This window comes from Citrobacter amalonaticus, from assembly GCF_001559075.2.
Classification (GTDB): domain Bacteria; phylum Pseudomonadota; class Gammaproteobacteria; order Enterobacterales; family Enterobacteriaceae; genus Citrobacter_A; species Citrobacter_A amalonaticus_F.
The window spans coordinates 1,327,671-1,347,454 of the sequence record NZ_CP014015.2; the positions used below are offsets into that span (position 1 = coordinate 1,327,671).

The window sequence follows — 19,784 nt, forward strand, 5'->3', positions numbered from 1 at the left end:
GTTACTAAATAACAACAATTTAATATCAACTTGTTAAACAACAAGGAAGGCTAATATGATAGTTGTCGAACTTATCATTGTTTTGCTGGCAATCTTTTTGGGCGCCAGACTTGGGGGCATCGGGATTGGATTTGCAGGTGGACTGGGTGTTCTGGTTCTTGCCGCTATCGGCGTGAAACCGGGTAACATTCCGTTCGATGTGATTTCCATCATCATGGCGGTTATTGCTGCTATCTCTGCGATGCAGGTGGCGGGCGGTCTGGACTATCTGGTTAACCAGACAGAAAAACTGCTGCGTCGGAATCCGAAATACATCACGATCCTTGCTCCGATCGTGACCTATTTCCTGACTATTTTTGCAGGCACCGGGAACATCTCCCTGGCAACGCTGCCGGTTATCGCTGAAGTGGCGAAGGAACAGGGCATCAAGCCTTGCCGTCCGCTCTCCACCGCGGTGGTTTCCGCTCAGATAGCGATCACCGCATCGCCTATCTCTGCTGCGGTCGTATACATGTCTTCGGTCATGGAAGGCCATGGCATTAGCTACATCCACCTGCTGTCCGTGGTCATTCCGTCCACGCTGCTGGCAGTGCTGGTGATGTCCTTCCTCGTAACCATGCTGTTCAACTCCAAACTCTCTGACGATCCGGTATACCGCAAACGTCTGGAAGAGGGTTTGATTGAGCTGCGCGGTGAGAAGCAGATCGAAATCAAACCGATGGCGAAAAACTCCGTCTGGCTGTTCCTGCTGGGCGTGGTGTGCGTAGTCGTTTATGCGATCGTCAACAGCCCGAGTCTCGGTCTGGTTGAGAAACCGCTGATGAACACCACTAACGCTATCCTGATCATCATGCTGAGCGTCGCGACGCTGACCACGATCCTGTGCAAAGTGGAAACTGACGCTATCCTCAACTCCAGCACCTTCAAAGCCGGTATGAGCGCCTGTATTTGTATCCTGGGCGTTGCATGGCTGGGTGACACTTTCGTGTCTCACAACATTGACTGGATCAAAGATACTGCAGGTGAAGTGATTCAGGGCCATCCGTGGCTGCTGGCCGTCATCTTCTTCTTTGCTTCTGCACTGCTGTACTCTCAGGCAGCAACCGCTAAAGCACTGATGCCGATGGCGCTGGCGCTGAACGTTTCCCCGCTGACTGCCGTTGCGTCTTTCGCTGCGGTTTCTGGTCTGTTCATTCTGCCTACTTACCCAACGCTGGTTGCGGCGGTACAGATGGATGACACCGGGACAACGCGTATCGGTAAATTTGTCTTTAACCACCCGTTCTTCATCCCTGGTACGCTGGGTGTCGTACTGGCGGTCTGCTTCGGCTTCCTGCTGGGCAGTTTCATGCTGTAAGTGTTACCTGCGGGGCGTGTTCACGCCCCGCATTTCCCTCCCCTTTGTCTAACATCCTTCCCTCGTCCGTTGTATAGTGACCACTCTTTTGCCGGTCATTCTGTTCATTCGAGGTGTTTATGCATGATGTAAGTCGTCAGGATATCTCCCTCTCCGATGCCGTTGTGGTGCTCTGTACCGCGCCGGATGAAGCCACCGCTCAGGATCTGGCGGCCAAAGTGCTGGCAGAAAAACTGGCGGCCTGCGCCACGATTATTCCCGGTGCCACCTCGCTGTATTACTGGGAAGGAAAACTGGATCAGGAATACGAAGTCCAGATGATCTTAAAAACCTCGGTGGCACACCAGGACGCCTTACTCGATTGCCTGAAGTCTCATCACCCGTATCAAACGCCCGAGCTTCTGGTTTTACCCGTTACTCACGGAGACAGTGATTACCTCTCATGGCTCAACGCATCCTTACGCTGATCCTGCTTTTTTGCAGCACATCAACTTTTGCCGGACTTTTCGACGCGCCGGGTCGCTCGAGTTTTGTCCCTGCTGACCAGGCCTTTGCCTTTGACTTTCAGCAAAACCAACACGATCTGAATCTCACCTGGCAGGTGAAAGACGGGTATTATCTGTATCGCAAGCAGATCAGTATTACCCCTGCGCGGGCGGAAATCGCGGAAGTGACGCTGCCTGCGGGCGTCTGGCATGAAGATGAGTTCTACGGGAAAAGCGAAATCTATCGCAATACGCTCACCATTCCGGTCACCATCAACCAGGCGCAGTCAGGCGCGACGCTAACGGTAACGTATCAGGGTTGTGCCGACGCGGGTTTCTGCTATCCGCCGGAAAGCAAAACCGTGCCGCTAAGCGAAGTGACCGCCAGCGCGGAGCCGAAACCCGCAGCGCCAACAGCAACACAGCAACCGCAACCAGAGCAAGCGCCAGCCCAGCTCCCCTTCTCTGCCCTGTGGGCGCTGCTGATCGGTATTGGCATCGCGTTTACCCCCTGCGTACTGCCGATGTATCCGCTGATTTCCGGCATCGTACTTGGCGGTAAACAGCGTCTTTCCACCGGACGCGCGCTGCTGCTGACATTCATCTACGTACAGGGGATGGCGCTAACCTATACCGCGCTGGGTCTGGTGGTAGCCGCCGCTGGATTGCAGTTCCAGGCAGCCCTTCAGCATCCGTATGTCTTAATCGGTCTGGCGGTGGTCTTTACCCTGCTCGCCCTGTCAATGTTCGGCCTGTTCACTCTGCAGCTGCCATCGTCGCTGCAAACGCGCCTCACGTTGATGAGTAACCGTCAACAAGGCGGTTCTGCGGGCGGCGTTTTTGTTATGGGCGCAATTGCCGGACTGATTTGTTCGCCGTGTACAACCGCACCGCTGAGCGCCATCTTGCTGTATATCGCCCAGAGCGGGAACCTGTGGCTTGGCGGCGGTACGCTGTATCTTTACGCGCTGGGGATGGGGCTGCCGCTGATGCTGGTTACCGTCTTTGGCAACCGTCTGCTGCCGAAAAGCGGGCCGTGGATGGCGCAGGTCAAAACGGCGTTTGGCTTTGTTATCCTCGCCCTACCGGTCTTTTTGCTGGAGCGCATCATCGGCGATATGTGGGGCTTACGGCTGTGGTCGCTGCTGGGCGTGGCCTTCTTTGGCTGGGCGTTTATCACCAGCCTGCAGGCAACGCGTAGCTGGATACGCATCGTGCAGATAATCCTGCTGGCGGCGGCGCTGGTCAGCGTACGTCCGCTCCAGGACTGGGCGTTTGGCACGACGGTGACGCAGGCACAGGCGCATCTGGACTTCAAACCGGTGGCAAGCGTTGAGGAACTCAAGCAGGCGCTGACCGAGGCGAAAGGCAAACCGGTGATGCTGGACCTGTACGCCGACTGGTGTGTCGCCTGTAAAGAGTTTGAAAAGTACACCTTCAGCCATCCACAGGTAAAACAGGCGCTGGGTGATACGGTACTGTTACAGGCTAACGTCACCGCCAATAACGCGCAGGATGTGGCGCTGCTGAAGCATTTGCAGGTGTTAGGATTGCCAACCATCCTGTTCTTTGATGCGCAAGGACAGGAACACCCGCAGGCACGGGTGACGGGCTTTATGGATGCGGCGACGTTTAGTGCGCATTTGCGCGATCGTCAACCGTGAGCGACACTTTCAGAGATAAAGACGGAGGAATGACCGTGCAACGTGAAGATGTCCTGGGAGAAGCCCTAAAATTACTCGAGATCCATGGGATTGCGAACACCACGCTGGAGATGGTGGCCGAGCGCGTTGATTATCCGCTCGATGAAATGCAGCGTTTCTGGCCGGACAAAGAGGCTATTCTGTATGACGCGCTGCGCTATCTCAGCCAACAGGTGGATATCTGGCGTCGCCAGCTGTTGCTGGATGACACCCTGAGTGCCGAGCAAAAGCTGCTGGCCCGCTACACTGCGCTGGCAGAGTGCGTGAGTAATAATCGCTATCCAGGTTGCCTGTTTATCGCCGCCTGTACGTTCTATCCCGATCCGTCGCACCCGATTCATCAACTGGCGGATCAGCAGAAAAGCGCGGCGCACGACTTCACTCACGAACTGCTGACCACGCTGGAGATTGACGATCCGGCAATGGTGGCCAAACAGATGGAACTGGTGCTGGAAGGCTGTCTGAGCCGCATGCTGGTCAATCGCAGCCATGCGGATGTGGAGACGGCGCATCGTCTGGCAGAAGATATTCTGCGCTTTGCCCAGTGCCGCCAGGGCGGTGCGCTGACCTAAGCCAACAACCCCGCCCACGCAGAGATCAACAGACACAGCGCCATCAAACGCTGAAAGCGCACCATCGCCACGGTGGTGCGAAACACTCGGTTCACCGCCTTCCCCAGCCACGCCCAACACAGCAAACATCCGATAGAGATGAGCAAAAACCACAGTGCCATCAATGCAATATCGCGCAGTACATGACTCCCCGTCGGCGCAAACAGACTCACCACCGCCAACGCCATCATCCACGTTTTCGGATTTACTATCTGCAACAGCGCCGCGGCCCGCGCGGTAAAGCGATGAGATAGTTTTCCGGACAGATTTGCAGCCGGAGCGCTGAATAACTGCCAGCTCATCCAACTGAGCCACGCTACGCCTGCCCAGCTCATCACCTGCCGCACCAGCGGATATTGATGCAATATCTCCCCAGCCCCGGCACCGGAAATCAACACAATCATGCTCGCCGCCACACAACCGCTAACCAATGCGGGTAGTGTCGCTTTCACGCCATGATGCTGGCTGTTCGCCAGGATGAGGATATTGGTAGGACCGGGGGTGATAGAGGCGACAAACGCAAACAGCAAAAACGGCGCGATACTCACAGGCAGACTCCTTTTTAGTTGAGCTTCTGACTGTGACGCTATTTCCTGTAAACGTCTGGAAGGTTTGTGCACAAGCGACGGTAATGCGCAGGCGAAATACGATACGCACGCTGGAACCAGCGCCCCAGGTGGCTTTGATCGGCAAATCCCAACGCGGCTGCGACATTGACCGGCTGCGCGCCCTTCGCCAGCATCTGACGCGCCTTTGCCAGCCGCAGCTGAATCAACCACGCGTGCGGAGCGAGGTGAAATTCGCGTTTAAAGCTGCGCGTCAGCGTAAAACGATCCGTTCCGGTCTCACGCGCCAGATCGGAAAGGCCAATATTGTCACCCATATGCGCATGCAGATAATCCCTGGCGCGGTGGGCGATCGCCGCGCTCTGTATCTGCGAAGGAAGGCGCTTTCGCCAGTGGCAATGGGTGGTGAGCTGTGAAAGAAGATGATCCATCGTACTTTGCTGCACAATACGCATCTCTTCGGTATGCAAAGCGCTAAACGTTTCGCCAATGGCGCGCACCAGCTGCGGCTCACGCGACAGCGTCCGGCTGAAATGCAGGGAATAGCTGTCCGGTGTGGTGTCATAAAGGCCCTGCAACGTTTTTGTCAGCCACTGCTCATCCAGATAAAAGGTGAGATAGGTAAACCCACCGGCCACCGGCGCATCGCCATCATGAATCTCACCCGGCTCCAGCAAAAAAGCATCGCCCGGCTGGCTGTGGTGACGCTCACGCCGACAGTGAAATTGCTGTGTACCGGAAAGGGTAATGCCGACCAGATAGCTATCGTGCCAGTGCGGGTCAAATGCATGCCCTTCAAAATGGGCTTTGATTGTCTCAATACCGGTATCGGCATGTTGTCGCAGCTCAAGCCAGTCGTTTGCCATACTGCCCTCCTCTCGCTGCCAGCATTGCCTGTTCAGAACGCGTCTGTCTGGAAGATTTGTGCAAACTGAACGCAGAAACGCACAGATTGCCGCAAACTTAAGCAGTTGAACAGCTTTTCCCTAAATTAGGTTGACTGCTGTGCATGATTACGGTTTAATGCGCCCCGTTGCCCGGATAGCTCAGTCGGTAGAGCAGGGGATTGAAAATCCCCGTGTCCTTGGTTCGATTCCGAGTCCGGGCACCACTTATTCAAAGCCGGTTGGTCAGATTTGCAAGATGCAATCCTGACGGACACGAAGGCGAGTCAGTAAAAACACGATGTAACGCTGTTACTTGTGGTTGAAGAAAGGCTCTTGAAGAACAGACTTGTCAGCGCAAGTCTGTTTTTTCGCGTCTGATATTTGCAAGAAATCTTTTCAATGTCAAATAATGTAAGTATTTGACGCCATTCCTGGAGTCTTTCTCACTACATCAATTCTGTTTCCAGTATATCCCGCAGGCTATCAACACTTTCATCAATGTATTCCAGCGTCGATGTGATGCTGACATGACCCAGCAGTTTCTTCACCGCGTACAAATTGCGTTCTGGTGATTTCATCATGTGTGTTGCCACCGTATGGCGGAACCTGTGTGGCGTGATCGTAAACTTACACTCACGGGACAAGCGCCGGAAAAACGCTCTCAGCGGATACTCGTTCATCACCTCCGGGTACTTACTCTTTCTCATCAAGTCAAACCAGCCCACATTGAACACCTGATCGTCCGACTCCATCCCAGCCTCACCGGCTTTTCTCACCAGTACCTCCAACGATGGATACAACGACGAGACAATAGGAACCCGATGCTCACGATGGTTTTTGGCTCCCTCAATATTCAGATCAATCCACCGTTCCTCAAGATTGATATCGCCCAACCGGATATGCAGAAGCTGGTTCTGCCGGATGGCGGTATAACGAAACACATTCACAACCGTCAGCCAGAACCATGCCGGGAGTAGCGCATTTCTGCGACCGTTGAACATACTGCTGTTCCCCTTCCCTGTCTCAGCGTCAAGATGTTGTTCCATCAGCCGGTAGCTCGCCTTCTGGTGTGCCAACAGTGAGGTGAATAGCTTCAGACACAATGGCATTGACCACGCCCGACTGCGCCCGGAAGCCAGTCAGGTAGGTTGACAGGGTCCTGATGGCTTCCGGCCAGCTACTCAACCAGTTAATCGCTTCCGGAGGGATCATCTTCCACGCCAGCATTGCGCCAAAACTTTGCAACCGTTCCGGAGACGCCTCCGGTTCAAAACGAAAGCGATAAGGTTCCGGAGGTGCATCCAGCAGAGGAAACCAGCGTTTACCGTTCTCCAGCTCGACGTGGAGATGACAAAAATATTCCAGCGAAGGCAGCATTGCCGCATAAACCACCACCGCATTCCAGGCCGCACTTTGCGCCGCCTGTTCTTCTGGCGGTGCGCCAACCAGCAACATATAACTTTTCGACAACCGCGCCGCATACGACACGGTTTCCAGCATATAGTCAGCCATCCCTCCGGGGCGGGCATACGACCCACTTTCCGTAAGAGGAAATTGCTGCATCAGCGCCACACAATGCTCCAGCGGTGCAAGGTAATAGTGGCGATACATGTCTTTCGGCAGGGATGAGTAATCCCAGAGCGATTGCAGCCACTGCTGACGGCGGGTTGTCGCCAGCAGTTCACTGGCGGTCATGGGCAGAAAGTAGCCTGGAGGCAAAGAGGGTTTTATCGCCTTAACGGTCGGCGGAACATCCGGGCGCGAACGCCCCGGACGGAGAAAAGATTTCAGATTCAACATAGCGGAAGCCTGTTAAGTGGATATTCCGCTACGTTAAACGCTGATTCTTATTGGGCAATCAACAACTCACAATTCGATTTCGAACTTTTAACCTGTCAGGCCAGCACGCTTCTGGCAAGATCAACAAGGTTCATTTTCCTGTTAGCTTCATTTTTACTGTTTATCAGTTTCAGGAAATAGTCGTGTTCAAAAATAATTTCCCTTTTGCATACCGTTTCCTGTTTTGAGTTCGCAATATTGAACTCAATACTTTCAGACAACGTATGTTGATCAACATGGCGACGATGTCTGATGAAACTAAAACTCAAATCGCAGAATTTTTTATCGTCCTTAATATCAATTTGCCCATTGGCATTCCAGGTTAAATCTGGTCGTCTGGTTAAGAGTTCTTCGGTAAATTTTGCATCGAAAAATATCCGTCCTCTCAACCGCTTAGCCTGCATCATGTATGCAAATACCCAAGGTATATTCTGCCGTGTTGCTCCCCTGTAGCGCCAGCCTTCAACCGCGCGGTATTCTTCAAGCATCTGTTTCGCCAGGGCAAATGAAATCCTCATTCCAGTTCCCTTTTCTAACAGGTAAATAACCCGGTCAAATTGCTCAATTAAGGTTTGTTTTATCAATACAGCAAGTTCACTACCCGCCGCTCGCCGATCATCTTTCGTTAGATGCTTATTCTTGCTGGCATATGGGCACCACTCATATTCTTCCTTATCAACACGACCTTTCAACGGTACAGCCACGGCACCGGCAGTCGGGAAGAAGTGCTTACCATACGGCGCATCACGCTCAAGCATTCCTATAATCTGGATCGGGTTGTCACAAGCCGGGCAAACCGCAAACCATCCCTGGTGACCATTAATTGGCTGATACCAGGGAGCCTGTTTTTTCGTAACCTGATCAAAATTCTCCTGGGTAATCTTGTGAACCTGCTGTGTATCAACGGAAATTTTGAATACATCCATTGTTATGCCTCATGACGGGTATCCCACCGCAGTATGGTTAGCGATAAGACACCACCAGTCCGCGCCAATTTCAGGTACATGGCCGTGTTCCTCAGCCACCTTCAGACATGAGAGTATCGTTTCAAGGGAAACAGCGAAATGATCATGACCATTATCAAGCACAAAAACTGCACTGCTGTCACAGCAGCCAACATCAATATGAGTGCGCGTTACAGCAGGAATGTTCTCTTTCATCAGTAAGGCCTTTTTATTGGATAAAAACGAAAACATATCCCGATGAGCCAAGTGAACAATCGAAAACTCTATCCCCAAAAATGAAAAATGCCTCCGCAGGAGCATGATTCAGATGAATATCGCCAGCAGAACTTAGCACTAATGTCTGGCCAATCTAATGATTTTTATCCTGTACGCTAAATTGTAAAAACCTTATCTTATCAATAAGCATTCGTCCCTCAGGATATGAAATGATGAAAGAGAAAGACACATCCCTTAACAAGAATGAGAACGGAACTGACTTACTATCTAAGCCCTCAATTGTGAATGAGAGCAAACTTCAAAACTCATTGTTTGCCGGTACCGCTGCCAGCAACGCATTCGCAGCTCAGAAACTGGCGCAGGGCTCCGGCGTGGCCGCGTTCTTCAAAAATCATGACTCACTGTTTTCCAGTGCCCGTAAACAATACGACGTGCTGTCTGCTGGTGCCGCTCTCAGCAACACATTCATGGCTCAGAAACTGGCGCAGGACTCCGGCGTGGCCGCGTTCTTCAAAAATCATGACTCACTGTTTTCCAGTGCCCGTAAACAATACGACGTGCTGTCTGCTGGTGCCGCTCTCAGCAACACATTCATGGCTCAGAAACTGGCGCAGGACTCCGGCGTGGCCGCGTTCTTCAAAAATCATGACTCACTGTTTTCCAGTGCCCGTAAACAATACGACGTGCTGTCTGCTGGTGCCGCTCTCAGCAACACATTCACGGCTCAGAAACTGGCGCAGGAATCCGGCGTGGCCGCGTTCTTCAAAAATCACGACTCACTGTTTTCCAGTGCCCGCAAACAATACGACGCGCTGTCTGCTGGTGCCGCTCTCAGCAACACATTCACGGCTCAGAAACTGGCGCAGGAATCCGGCGTGGCCGCGTTCTTCAAAAATCACGACTCACTGTTTTCCAGTGCCCGCAAACAATACGACGCGCTGTCTGCTGGTGCCGCTCTCAGCAACGCATTCACGGCTCAGAAACTGGCACAGGACTCCGGTGTGGCCGCTTTCTTCAAAAATCATGACTCACTGTTTTCCAGTGCCCGTAAACAATACGACGTGCTGTCTGCTGGTGCCGCTCTCAGCAACGCATTCACGGCTCAGAAACTGGCACAGGACTCCGGTGTGGCCGCTTTCTTCAAAAAGCAACGAGGAATGCTTACCGAAAATTATTTCGCTACAAGCGTTGCTAAACAATTAGAAAAACTAAATGCAACCGAGATTCAGCAATTACAGGAAGCTGCTATTCTATTTTCGCGCTCACCTCAAGGTGCAGCCGTTATTGCAACTAATATTCATGCAGTAAAAGAAAAAGAACCTGACGCATTAACAAAATTAAAAAATTATATCGAAGAAAGCCCTATTACTACGAGTTTCAGGAAACTACCTTTATTATTACAAATTATCATAATTTATCTTACAGCCACTATATCTTCAGTTGCTGTTGAAAAGAACAAAGAAATAGCAATGAGTTTAATAGAACAAGCACAACAATATGTTAGCAAAACAGTATCACCAAGCTCCCATGTTAAAAAATTAACAAGACAGTTACCCATTAAAATTGATACTAGCACATTAAAATACATAAGAATAATTACTGGAGAAAATGTCCGACTACGGGACAAACCATCAATGCAAGGTGACGTATTAGTTACGTTGGAAAAATATACCCCCGTGATCGTCATCGATCAAAGTGATAGAAAATGGTTATATGTGCAACTATCCTTCGGCAATCAAAAGCTCTATGGTTGGGTCAATCGTTCCTATACCAAAGCAATAAATCACTAGATGCTAAAATTAGCATTAGTTTTTATTCCTAACGAATAAGCATAAAAAAATATTAGCCCCCATCACTAAGTATAAGTCGGGGGCTAAGCGATCATGTACAAAGTTGGTTACGCTGCCAACGCCTGCTCACGCAGCACCAGGTATTCAAACGCTTCCCGGGCAAAGCGAGCGGCACGAAATACAGCGCGGTTATCTTCCTTCAGCGTTTGCAGCCACGACACAATATAGCTCTCATGTTGCAAGTCGCCGTTAATGCCAAGTTCAGCACACAGAAAGGCTGCTCCCATCTCCGCTATGAGTTCTTCAAACCCATAAATTGGATCGCCGAACTTCTTCGAAGTGGAAACAATGCCTTCACGCGCCAGTCGCGAAGCATGGCCGGTGGAATGCACCAGTTCATGCAACAGCGTACTGTAGTTGTAAATAGACCCGTTTTAGTTCCAGGCATTTTTTGAGATCCCGGCCAAATGACGGTGTTGCCGATATTCCTCCGGCGTCATATTGTTCAGTGATTCATGCGGGCGTTCACAGTTATATTCTGACACCCATCTTTCCGTGATTTCCCGCACTTCATTCAGCGTTCTGAACAGATAAAAATCGAGTATTTCTGTACGGTATGTTTGGTTAAAGCGCTCAATAAAAGCGTTCTGCGTCGGCTTACCCGGCTGAATAAATTCCAGTTTTACTGCATGTTGCTCTGCCCATTCAGCCAGTGCAAGTGAGATAAATTCCGGACCATTATCCATGCGTAGCATGACCGGATAGCCGCGATTTGCCGCGATCCTGTCGAGTACACGGACCACGCGCAAAGCTGGCAGATTCAGATCGATTTCAATCGACAATGCCTCACGGTTAAAGTCATCAACGACATTGAACGTGCGAAAACGACGGTCACAGACCAGAGCATCATGCATAAAATCGACAGACCAGCTCTGGTTCAGCGCTTCCGGTGTGGCCAGTGGCGAGGGATTACGCACCGGCAACCGTTGTTTGCCTTTACGGCGAAAATTCAGCTTCAGCAGACAATAAATACGATGGATCCTTTTGTGATTCCACGGGTATCCCTGCCGCCGCAGAACCTGGAAAAGTTTTGGAAAACCGTACCGTGGGTATCGCTCTGCCACTGCCTGCAACGCGACAATAACGGGTTCGTCACGCGTGGTATCCGGACGGTAATGGTAAACCGTTCTGCTCAGGTTCAGACTCCGGCAGGCCTGACGGATACTGAGTCCAAATATCGTTATCAGATGAGTGACCAGCTCACGCTTAAAGGCTGGTTTTAAAGCTTTTTTTCGATAACGTCTTTCAGCGCCCGGTTCTCAAGGCTCAGGTCGGCAAACATCTGTTTGAGACACCGATTTTCGTCCTCAAGATCCTTGATCTTTTTAATATCAGAAGCCTCCATGCCGCCGTATCTGGACTTCCAGTTGTAGTAGGTGGCTTCAGATATACCGGCCTCCCGGCAGACATCTTTAACAGTTCGTCCGGCTTCAACCGATTTAATTACGGCAATGATCTGATGCTCAGTAAAACGGGCTTTACGCATAGCGATCTCCTCTGTTGGCAGATTGATTATGCCGGAGGATCTCTAAATGTGAATGGCACGATTATGCGGGATACTTACACCCTGACCAGTGAACTGGCGCAGTTAAGGGAGGAATTGCCTGTAAAGTTCAGCCTCTGTCGCAGTGTTATGCGACCCGGCATTTTTGCTGAGGCCCTGCCGGTAAGGCGACCGTCCTGATTCATCAGGCGCTTCTTTCAGGTCATGAAGCTTTGGGCGCTGTCGACGACAGCATGGAGCAGGAGGGAGACTACGTCAGTGCCGCCGGCGCAGAAAGAAAAACTGTTTTTGCATCAAAAAGGTTTTTTGCGGGCCTGCACTGCCGCACTTCGCTTGCCTTCTCCCGATCTTCTGACAGCAAAGCCATCAGAAGATCGGGAGAGATGATTTAGCCATTTTCAGGCTTACGGTAGCGGGAGGGCCGTGCAATACCTAACGCTTCAGCGATCAACCTCTCACCTTGCGGCCAGTGTCTTATCAACATGTTTGTCAGCGTGGAGGATGCCAGCCCAGCCTTGCGGGAAACAGCGGACAGCGACGTTCCGCGCTTTTTCAGTACCGCGATAATGTCGGCAGAATGCCAGTCCGGCTGCATCATGCCGCCACCCCGTCAATAAACTTTACGCCGTCAGTGGTACGCAACCAGCTCGGTAGCGAAAGAAGAAAAACAAACTCATCGGAACTTCTTCCTCTGTAAAGAGAGATTGTATTGCACTAATTACAATTATTGACATTATTTAAATCAATTATTCAGAATATTTTCATTCACACAATAACTTTTACCTGACACTATTTATGAAGAATGGTGTCAAAAATAAACGTTTAAGAAAGTCGATATAAACACCATCAGTTTATTATTTTCACACTTTATGAAAATTAAAAAAACATTCACCTCACATATAAGACAATCTACATAACCTTAAAAAATATCATTCAAAATAAATATAAACCCAATATTCATCACAAAAACCAAAATTAAAATCATTAAGATAACTATATCCCGCTACATCTCAACAGGAGAAACTCTTTTCGTAAGAGTCATGCAAACACCAATGTTAACACTAGTCATGCAAAAGGGTATTCCCTGCCCCCTAAGAATTTGCAAAATTCTACACTGTAGAAAACGATGTTCCGAGTATTGTTCTTGATTTAAACTAAGGTCATAAAATGGAATTCAGAAACCTGACGCCATTTTCCGTCAGTCATTACAAAATGCTGGATAAATTGGATCATGAATCTCACGTAGTCATAATGAAAGTGGGATTTCAACTGGTAAAAGTAGCAGAAGGACAATATCGGGCAGAAATTATTGACAAAGAGCAGTTACCACTTTGTATTCAGGATAAGTACAAAGGTCGGGTGAATAACTCTACGGTTCTGCAGGAAAGCGATTTAGCGCCATATAAGCCAGCCTGTGATGTCATAATCAACGCCACAGGCTATGCTCCAGGAGCGAAACCATGTATCAATTTCTCTGTGGGAGTGAAGTTAAACTCGGCAGAGAGGGGGACGTTATTGAACAAGCGCCTATATGTTACCGGAGAACGCCAGCTTATTCGAAGGCCCGGCGAAACATGGTATTTCAGTGAACCAGTATCGTTTACCTCTCTACCATTAGACTATCGTTTTGCTTTTGGAGGTGAATGTGTCATATATCCTGAAAATGATAAAGCAGCAAAACGCATCCCGTCCAACTATCGACTCACAGAAACACAACTTGCCCAGCATCCTGAGCATGAACATCGCCCTATAGCGCACGAAGTATGTACCACAAATCCGCTGGGAATGGGCTATTCAACCCCTTGGTATCTTTCCGCAACAGAGAAACAAGCCGTTATCGCTCCCCAAATCATGAATGCTTTATATCCACTACAGGCAGAGCATTTTCAGCAATTGTTTGAAGGCCATGCAGAACAGAGCCGCCCAGAATATCAACCTGCCGGATTTAGTATTATCTGCCGCAGTTGGCAACCCCGTCTGACGCGTGCCGGGACTTATGACCAGACATGGCTGGAAACACGCCATCCATATCTGCCTGATGATTTTGATTTTGGCTACTGGAACTGTGCTCCAGAAGACCAACAAATCCCTTTTCCATCATCTGGCCTGGAAATAGAATTGACAAACCTGACACCGGAGGGATTCCTGAAGGCCGAATTACCTCATCATCAGGCTCTGTTGTTATTACGGATGGAAAGTGGCCTGCTTCTGCCCAAAATGATGCTATTGGACACACTGTTAATTGACACAGAAAACATGACTATCGCCACGACCTGGCGCTGTCTGGTCAGTACCACAATGCCTATACGAATGTTGGAGGCTCGCTATGAAATGGAGCCGGACAAATTGGAGGAGAAATTTTTACTGCATAGGGAGATTGCACATGGCTGAAAATTATATCGCCCGGAAGAACGGTCAGTGGCAGGTAATAAGCATTTTACCGGATGTCTGCAAAACACCAATGGGCCCCTCAATACCACCCGTACCTTACGCAGTGATGTCTGAACTGAATGATGCCGCCAGAGTTGTGCCTTCTGTCCGGGTAAACGGAGGGGCATTGGTTGTTTTTGAGCAGAGTTTTGTACCATTCACCCTTGGTGATGAAGCAGGAACAGCAACCGGTATAAAAAGTGGTACGACAGGAAGCCAGTGTGTCCCAAAAGAACACAGTAAGTCAGTGCGTTCGGGTGGGAAACCAATACTGCGCCACGACGACGAATTCTGGATGAACAGCGGGAATACTGTCGGGAAGATTACCGGTCAGCCCCCCCTGGCAAGTCATCCCGCAACAGAAGCAAACCCACCGCCAATACCAGAAACGCAGGATGAGCAGTCTTTATGGGACACCATTAAAGATTTTCTGACAACAAAATACGATAAAGTGCCGGATAACTTTGGCCGTGGCGCGTGGCTGGCTGCCGGAGCGCTGAAGAACGGTAATGTAGATTCTTATGAAAGTATGGCAAGAGCCGCAGGGCCGGAGACCTTACGGGGATTTGAATCCACCTATGGCAACGGAGTCGTTCAGGTTATCAGCGCTGTTGGCTACCCTGGCCTGAGTAGCGCTGCTTCCGGCATCAGGCGGACCACCAGCGCGATTAAAGAGGCAAGACAACTTTCCAAAAAGAAAACTGTCCCAGAAAAACAACAAAAAGGCGGCGGAGGAAAGTCAAAAGGAAAGAATAAAGATGATAAGAAAGGTCCCTGTTTGATAGGCTCTTATGCAACACTGCAATGCCCACCAGGCAATGACAAACATCATATCGTCCCTGATTACACACTCAGAACAGGAACCCGCCCCGAGGCGATAAAAAACCAGAAGCGTATTCAGGGAATGCCCACGCTTGCTGAAGGTATGAGCATTTGCCTGAGCAAGCTGGAAGACCAGAGAACCGGGCGCAAGGAGCATAAAGATGCGCATGATGTCGATCCAAAGATTGCTGCTATCGGCCTGCTATCCCCCGTTCCCGGAACAGTGAGCCTTTCAGATGCATTATACGAAAGTATTTTTGCTGTATCAAAAGTCAAACCAGAATGTAAATTACAGATTACGGCCGTAGTGGAAGCTCAGTTTGCTATGGTAGATAGCGATACCCTACTTCGCTCCACCCATTCATTACCCAAACCAGAAGCCATTGCTGTACTGGGTACCATTGCGCGTTAATCGGAGAGAAATAATGATTATTGATAAGTTTATTGAACTGACCTGTGGACGGTTTGTTGATGGTAAAACCATTGCCCTGACATCCACAGATGGGGAATTGGAATATGGCGTTAAGCACGCCGAAATAAACATCTGGAGCAGTGATGAGGCAAAACCTGTATTCGAGTCCACGACTATCAAAGCCTGTGTTGAACAGTGTATTCACTATAAATCTGAACGGGATAACTTTAACGGCATATGCGTATTATCGTCGGCAGCAGCAGATTCTGTAATATTTTTCATTCAAAATGGTAAGGCACGTAAAGAGACAATTAAAAAACTACTGGATAAACCAATAGCGACCTGTATGCATGCACTGACTGTTATCGATGGAATGCTCTACACCTGTGGTGATGACGGAACCGTATTCCGAAGGGAAGGGAAAAGTAAATGGTTACCCGTTGATGCGGGTGTCAGGCCGACGATGAGTTCCTTCGATGCCTCAATGCTAATGCGTAAATTTGTAAAAGAAAAAAAGAAAGCTGGTCAGACAGAACCGCATCCCCTGATTGAATGGATGGATACAGAACAATATAAATACACTGACGGGCGCAACCTTTACGCCATCAACGGGCGCAGCCAAAATGATATTTATGCTTGCGGCAGCATTGATACTCCCAAAGGCAAAGTTGGTATTCTCTATCATTATGATGGTAATAAGTGGAGTAAATTGGATATTCCTGAAACAAACACACTGTGCTCTATATTTGTTGATGATAATCGTATACTAGTTGGTGGGTATGACGGCCACTTATTAGAAAGTCAGGATGGTTATAATTTCAAAGATGTTAGTACGCCTGATGATTTAATGATAATTAATGAGTTTGCCAAATATCATGACACACTATATCTAGGAACAAGTGACGGGTTATTCCAGTATAAAAACGGTGAGGTATCTACTCCAAACATTACAGCCGACATAGCGCTTATTGACAATGAAATACTCACTGAGTCGCTGAATATTGATATTCATGATGACTATTTACTTCTGGTTGGACGTTTTTCCTCATATCACTATTGCTTTACAACCCGTCAGTGCGAATTATTAATCAGATTTACTGGGCGAGGTGAAGAAAATGATGAATAACGATCATAATAAATTAAAGGCAGATTTGATGAAGCCATTTTCTTCTTTGGCTGATGCTATTTGTACTCGTATTGGTTATAGAAATATAAACCAATGGGTTAACGAGTTGGAAATATACTTTCATATCGATAAACACAGCCTATTGCCAATACTGATAAAGAAAGAACATTCTTATCATATCCAACATACTGGGTTGACGCTTACGTTTTCACATCCTCATGCTGTCTATACAGCAGAAGGTGATCCTGATCGTTGGATACTTAGAAAATGTGAGTTTCTTTTTAATTCGTCCACTCAGCCAGTTTGGACTGTTCAACCTCCATATGGTCTCGACATTGCGAAAGAAACACCTGACAGCATATCTTTTAAACTAAGTGATGACTCAACAGAACTCAATGACAAACTGACTCAATCTTATTATTTAAATGATGAGCACGTTGTAGCTGTCACATGGTTGCCAGCAATGAAAGGAATAGAAAAAATCATAGTAGTGAAATTAGGAACTGATAGTGATTTTATATTTATGATTAACAAAGAACATTAAACACACACTAAATTATGTAAAATTCTTTAATTACATATGAATTACGTTCATATTAAGAGTGGTCGCTCTAGCGATCACCAAGTTAGGAGTATTAAGTATCAAAACCATGATAACCTTTAATATAGAAAACATTGTATACCTTAATTCATTTTATCCTTCCTAATTACTGTATAAATGGTAAAAACGGCCTCTTAACTTACAGGGGGTTATGTATCAAAACAGAATTTTCTCAAACAAAATAATTTTACCATCTATCCTGAAAAATGAAGTATCCTCTTTGGCGAAGAGGGTTGCCCAATGACGACTCACAGTTATCTGGAATATGTATTAACTATACTCGGCTGGCTCATCAATAATGGAATCTGGGACACGATTACCGCAACTGACCTGTTTACCCTTCCCCTTCTGTTCAGGCTATTTTCGTTATGGCTGAAAGCCCACGAACAAAGCAGCAATAAGAACGATGCAGGTGCGTTAACTCTCACAGGGATGGAAAACACGATATACGTGGCGATTCACGTTGTGTTACATTTCAAACATTCGCACAGATGCAGCCAGGAGAAAGAGATGACAACCGATCCTTACGAAGAGATTAAAAAAGAGATACGAGTCTACGCCCATGATATGAATCACTGGTGGAAAAATCTGCAAAGTGATTCTGTTGCTGAATGGGTGCTGCTCACAAGTTTTGCATGCTGGGGAATACCGAATCGCTTTTTTCAACTCTGCGCCTTTATGCTCACACTGATTTTCTTCGCCGGCAAATTGTCAAAACTGCATCATAAGCATTCATTTATTGACTCAGAGAAACGCATTTCAAAGAAAATCAGACAAGCCCCTGTTTCAGATATTCAAAGAAGCGCGCTTTATTTACGCTTAACTAAAATCAAAAAATTCCGAAGAAATAAAAACGTTGTTTTTATCCTCAAAAGAAACTGGCGTTTTTTAGCTGGCTACAGCTATCTCACGATTTCATTTGTCTATTTATTGAACCCTGAATTTTTCACATTAGGTTAAAGGCTTAAAAATGATAAAAAACAGTTGGTATTTCATAGCAAGGACATATTTATGCTACAGGCAATTTTAAACGGGAAGGCCCGACGGGTAAGCTTACCTGGTGGCGACACGCAGAGCTGGCGTTCTGTATTTCAGCGTTATGAGGATCTACTTACGGCGGCATTCTGGGGACGCATGAGTTATCTGTCTGACGCATCTCTGCAAACGGTGCTCACTTCACTACTCGGTGTTGATGTAAAAAATTGGGGAGCATTTGAATCCATCGCTTTCTGGCCGAAGTACGATTTTCCGCCAACGATCAGTACCCACGTCGCGGAGTGGGTGAGTAAAGAGGATCGCTATGCAGAACCCGATGTTATTTTAAAATTCACTCATGCCGCACTGCTCATTGAAGTGAAACCACCGGCTGGCGGGCAACAGTATAAACAACAATGGTACAAAGAGATCTACGGCTGGCAAAACAGTGAGGATAAAAAACCTGCCCTGCACTTTTTAGCACTGGGAAATCTGCCGGAAAAGCATTCAGCATGGTTTGCCGAACTCAAACACAATTTCCCTGAAGCCACGTTTCACGGGCTGGAATGGCGTACGGTCAGGGAAAAAATTCAATATCCTGAGACGGCATGGGCATCACAACAAGAAAGAAGAATTATCCAGGATTGTCTGAATGCACTTGCCCTGTACAAGGTCAGCTCCCCTCTCCAGTCCTGGCAACCGCTTTTAGACTATTTGTCGTCACAATATCTCCCTACCACCTTCTCTTTTTTTACAGGAAACCATCATGTCTGATCCTTTTATTGTTGTCCGGCAAGCACATCGGATTTGTGCTGCTTATTATCAACAACTCTTCCCTTTACTGAATGAAACCGCACAAAAACTGGATACCACATTCCTGAGCTGGAACACATGGAGTTTTAATAAGCCGCCGCAATCAAACAAAAACCCTTTTGAGTCATGGAAATGGGACTACCTTCCCATCATGGACGTTTCATTTGTTTTCAGTCGGCAACAAGAACCTGGAACGCCTATGACAACAAAGGATTACGTTCTCGATTTTAAACTGGTCACTGATAGTGAACTTCTCTACGAGCAGCGCCTAAAGCACTATGGCAAAGACAATGAACCGCTTGCTACTGAGCTAGAAATCTCTGCTCAAGAAGCCAAAAGTTATCTCTGCATTTATCTTTTTTCACCGACTCGAAATGATGCGGCTTACGACGCGCCTTATACCCTTTGGGAAAGTTATGAAGGCTATCCGGAAACAGATAAGGGTATCTATTTTTCTGACAATAATGGTATTAAGGGGACGGGGATTTTATTACCCCTTCATACGCTAGCTCAGGAAAAAGGAAGTGAATGGCTGGTTGATAAGATTAATACGCAGTTGGCGCATCTGCTGTCAGATACAGAGAGTTAACAACAAAATAGTTGCCCGTTGAAACCAAGTTTC

The 19,784-nt window shown here is 48.2% G+C and carries 20 protein-coding genes, 1 tRNA gene and 1 pseudogene; 13 read left to right on the plus strand and 9 right to left on the minus strand.

Features of this window, described 5'->3' with window-relative positions; all coding sequences use genetic code 11:
* The first annotated feature begins 55 nt into the window (after positions 1-55).
* From dcuA to AL479_RS06360, 4 genes are all read left to right on the plus strand, one after another.
* Complete coding sequence (gene dcuA / locus AL479_RS06345) at positions 56-1,357, plus strand: anaerobic C4-dicarboxylate transporter DcuA (RefSeq protein ID WP_061075474.1); 1,302 nt, start codon at positions 56-58, stop codon at positions 1,355-1,357.
* 119 nt (positions 1,358-1,476) lie between these two features.
* On the plus strand, positions 1,477-1,824 hold the full coding sequence (gene cutA, locus AL479_RS06350; protein ID WP_061075475.1) for a divalent cation tolerance protein CutA: 348 nt from the start codon (positions 1,477-1,479) through the stop codon (positions 1,822-1,824).
* Positions 1,800-3,506, plus strand: a complete 1,707-nt coding sequence (locus AL479_RS06355; protein ID WP_061075476.1) for a protein-disulfide reductase DsbD — start codon at positions 1,800-1,802, stop codon at positions 3,504-3,506. The genes cutA and AL479_RS06355 overlap by 25 nt, the downstream gene beginning before the upstream one ends.
* Positions 3,507-3,541: 35 nt before the next feature.
* Positions 3,542-4,117, plus strand: coding sequence for a transcriptional regulator (locus AL479_RS06360; protein WP_043001810.1), 576 nt, complete (start codon positions 3,542-3,544; stop codon positions 4,115-4,117).
* On the opposite strand, the gene AL479_RS06365 is transcribed toward AL479_RS06360, so the two are convergent.
* Together AL479_RS06365 and AL479_RS06370 are read right to left on the minus strand one after the other, a co-directional pair.
* On the minus strand, positions 4,114-4,704 hold the full coding sequence (locus AL479_RS06365) for a LysE family translocator (protein ID WP_061075477.1): 591 nt from the start codon (positions 4,702-4,704) through the stop codon (positions 4,114-4,116). The two genes, AL479_RS06360 and AL479_RS06365, sit on opposite strands and share 4 nt — an antisense overlap.
* A 38-nt stretch (positions 4,705-4,742) precedes the next feature.
* Positions 4,743-5,588, minus strand: a complete 846-nt coding sequence (locus AL479_RS06370; protein ID WP_061075478.1) for an AraC family transcriptional regulator — start codon at positions 5,586-5,588, stop codon at positions 4,743-4,745.
* A 169-nt stretch (positions 5,589-5,757) separates the two neighbouring features.
* Between AL479_RS06370 and AL479_RS06375 the strand changes: the two genes are divergently transcribed.
* A tRNA-Phe gene (locus AL479_RS06375) sits at positions 5,758-5,833 on the plus strand.
* A gap of 222 nt (positions 5,834-6,055) precedes the next feature.
* Here the strand turns inward: AL479_RS06375 and AL479_RS06380 are convergent.
* The 4 genes from AL479_RS06380 to AL479_RS06395 all read right to left on the minus strand — a co-directional run bounded on the left by AL479_RS06380 (position 6,056) and on the right by AL479_RS06395 (position 8,608).
* Positions 6,056-6,655: a site-specific integrase gene (locus tag AL479_RS06380; RefSeq protein ID WP_225851883.1), complete on the minus strand. Its 600-nt coding sequence runs from the start codon at positions 6,653-6,655 to the stop codon at positions 6,056-6,058.
* Positions 6,639-7,409, minus strand: coding sequence for a TraI domain-containing protein (locus tag AL479_RS06385; protein ID WP_225851886.1), 771 nt, complete (start codon positions 7,407-7,409; stop codon positions 6,639-6,641). The genes AL479_RS06380 and AL479_RS06385 overlap by 17 nt, the downstream gene beginning before the upstream one ends.
* Before the next feature lie 95 nt (positions 7,410-7,504).
* Positions 7,505-8,374, minus strand: coding sequence for a hypothetical protein (locus AL479_RS06390; RefSeq protein WP_061075479.1), 870 nt, complete (start codon positions 8,372-8,374; stop codon positions 7,505-7,507).
* Between the two features lie 9 nt (positions 8,375-8,383).
* A complete protein-coding gene (locus tag AL479_RS06395) occupies positions 8,384-8,608 on the minus strand; it encodes a hypothetical protein (protein WP_071887702.1) in 225 nt (74 codons plus the stop codon).
* Between the two features lie 230 nt (positions 8,609-8,838).
* On the opposite strand from AL479_RS06395, the gene AL479_RS06400 reads away from it, so the two are divergent.
* Positions 8,839-10,419, plus strand: a complete 1,581-nt coding sequence (locus AL479_RS06400) for an SH3 domain-containing protein (RefSeq protein ID WP_061075480.1) — start codon at positions 8,839-8,841, stop codon at positions 10,417-10,419.
* A gap of 107 nt (positions 10,420-10,526) precedes the next feature.
* On the opposite strand, the pseudogene AL479_RS06405 reads toward AL479_RS06400, so the two are convergent.
* From AL479_RS06405 to AL479_RS06420, 3 genes and pseudogenes are all read right to left on the minus strand, one after another.
* A pseudogene (locus AL479_RS06405) lies at positions 10,527-10,835 on the minus strand (zincin-like metallopeptidase domain-containing protein); the annotation flags it as partial.
* An 18-nt stretch (positions 10,836-10,853) separates the two neighbouring features.
* Positions 10,854-11,965, minus strand: a protein-coding gene (locus AL479_RS06410) for an IS3 family transposase (protein WP_105291729.1) whose coding sequence is annotated in 2 segments (ribosomal slippage) — positions 10,854-11,704 and positions 11,704-11,965 — 1,113 coding nt in all. Because the reading frame shifts where the segments join, the coding sequence is not laid out codon by codon here.
* A 406-nt stretch (positions 11,966-12,371) separates the two neighbouring features.
* Positions 12,372-12,581, minus strand: a complete 210-nt coding sequence (locus AL479_RS06420) for a helix-turn-helix domain-containing protein (protein WP_061075484.1) — start codon at positions 12,579-12,581, stop codon at positions 12,372-12,374.
* A 569-nt stretch (positions 12,582-13,150) separates the two neighbouring features.
* On the opposite strand from AL479_RS06420, the gene AL479_RS06425 reads away from it, so the two are divergent.
* The 7 genes from AL479_RS06425 to AL479_RS06455 all read left to right on the plus strand — a co-directional run bounded on the left by AL479_RS06425 (position 13,151) and on the right by AL479_RS06455 (position 19,751).
* Positions 13,151-14,374 (plus strand): DUF2169 family type VI secretion system accessory protein, encoded by a 1,224-nt coding sequence (locus tag AL479_RS06425; RefSeq protein ID WP_061075485.1) that lies wholly within the window; start codon positions 13,151-13,153, stop codon positions 14,372-14,374.
* Positions 14,367-15,647, plus strand: a complete 1,281-nt coding sequence (locus tag AL479_RS06430; protein ID WP_071887595.1) for a DUF4150 domain-containing protein — start codon at positions 14,367-14,369, stop codon at positions 15,645-15,647. Before AL479_RS06425 ends, AL479_RS06430 begins: the two co-directional genes overlap by 8 nt.
* Before the next feature lie 13 nt (positions 15,648-15,660).
* Positions 15,661-16,773, plus strand: coding sequence for a hypothetical protein (locus AL479_RS06435; RefSeq protein WP_061075486.1), 1,113 nt, complete (start codon positions 15,661-15,663; stop codon positions 16,771-16,773).
* Entirely contained in the window at positions 16,763-17,317 is a 555-nt protein-coding gene (locus tag AL479_RS06440; protein ID WP_061075487.1) for a hypothetical protein, read from the plus strand. Before AL479_RS06435 ends, AL479_RS06440 begins: the two co-directional genes overlap by 11 nt.
* Before the next feature lie 297 nt (positions 17,318-17,614).
* The gene (locus AL479_RS24010) at positions 17,615-18,334 is read left to right on the plus strand and encodes a hypothetical protein (RefSeq protein WP_225851888.1); all 720 of its coding nucleotides are present in this window, start codon (positions 17,615-17,617) and stop codon (positions 18,332-18,334) included.
* Between the two features lie 51 nt (positions 18,335-18,385).
* Positions 18,386-19,123, plus strand: coding sequence for a hypothetical protein (locus tag AL479_RS06450; RefSeq protein WP_061075488.1), 738 nt, complete (start codon positions 18,386-18,388; stop codon positions 19,121-19,123).
* A complete protein-coding gene (locus AL479_RS06455; protein WP_061075489.1) occupies positions 19,116-19,751 on the plus strand; it encodes a hypothetical protein in 636 nt (211 codons plus the stop codon). Before AL479_RS06450 ends, AL479_RS06455 begins: the two co-directional genes overlap by 8 nt.
* Positions 19,752-19,784: the final 33 nt, after the last annotated feature.

Coding starts and splice junctions, on each gene's coding strand:
- AL479_RS06425 (WP_061075485.1), top strand. CDS start 13,151: ATGGAATTCAGAAACCTGACGCCATTTTCCGTCAGTCATTACAAAATG.
- AL479_RS24010 (WP_225851888.1), top strand. CDS start 17,615: ATGACGACTCACAGTTATCTGGAATATGTATTAACTATACTCGGCTGG.
- AL479_RS06390 (WP_061075479.1), bottom strand. CDS start 8,374: ATGGATGTATTCAAAATTTCCGTTGATACACAGCAGGTTCACAAGATT.
- AL479_RS06355 (WP_061075476.1), top strand. CDS start 1,800: ATGGCTCAACGCATCCTTACGCTGATCCTGCTTTTTTGCAGCACATCA.
- AL479_RS06400 (WP_061075480.1), top strand. CDS start 8,839: ATGATGAAAGAGAAAGACACATCCCTTAACAAGAATGAGAACGGAACT.
- dcuA (WP_061075474.1), top strand. CDS start 56: ATGATAGTTGTCGAACTTATCATTGTTTTGCTGGCAATCTTTTTGGGC.
- cutA (WP_061075475.1), top strand. CDS start 1,477: ATGCATGATGTAAGTCGTCAGGATATCTCCCTCTCCGATGCCGTTGTG.
- AL479_RS06395 (WP_071887702.1), bottom strand. CDS start 8,608: ATGAAAGAGAACATTCCTGCTGTAACGCGCACTCATATTGATGTTGGC.
- AL479_RS06435 (WP_061075486.1), top strand. CDS start 15,661: ATGATTATTGATAAGTTTATTGAACTGACCTGTGGACGGTTTGTTGAT.
- AL479_RS06430 (WP_071887595.1), top strand. CDS start 14,367: ATGGCTGAAAATTATATCGCCCGGAAGAACGGTCAGTGGCAGGTAATA.
- AL479_RS06450 (WP_061075488.1), top strand. CDS start 18,386: ATGCTACAGGCAATTTTAAACGGGAAGGCCCGACGGGTAAGCTTACCT.
- AL479_RS06440 (WP_061075487.1), top strand. CDS start 16,763: ATGATGAATAACGATCATAATAAATTAAAGGCAGATTTGATGAAGCCA.
- AL479_RS06370 (WP_061075478.1), bottom strand. CDS start 5,588: ATGGCAAACGACTGGCTTGAGCTGCGACAACATGCCGATACCGGTATT.
- AL479_RS06380 (WP_225851883.1), bottom strand. CDS start 6,655: ATGGAACAACATCTTGACGCTGAGACAGGGAAGGGGAACAGCAGTATG.
- AL479_RS06455 (WP_061075489.1), top strand. CDS start 19,116: ATGTCTGATCCTTTTATTGTTGTCCGGCAAGCACATCGGATTTGTGCT.
- AL479_RS06420 (WP_061075484.1), bottom strand. CDS start 12,581: ATGATGCAGCCGGACTGGCATTCTGCCGACATTATCGCGGTACTGAAA.
- AL479_RS06385 (WP_225851886.1), bottom strand. CDS start 7,409: ATGTTGAATCTGAAATCTTTTCTCCGTCCGGGGCGTTCGCGCCCGGAT.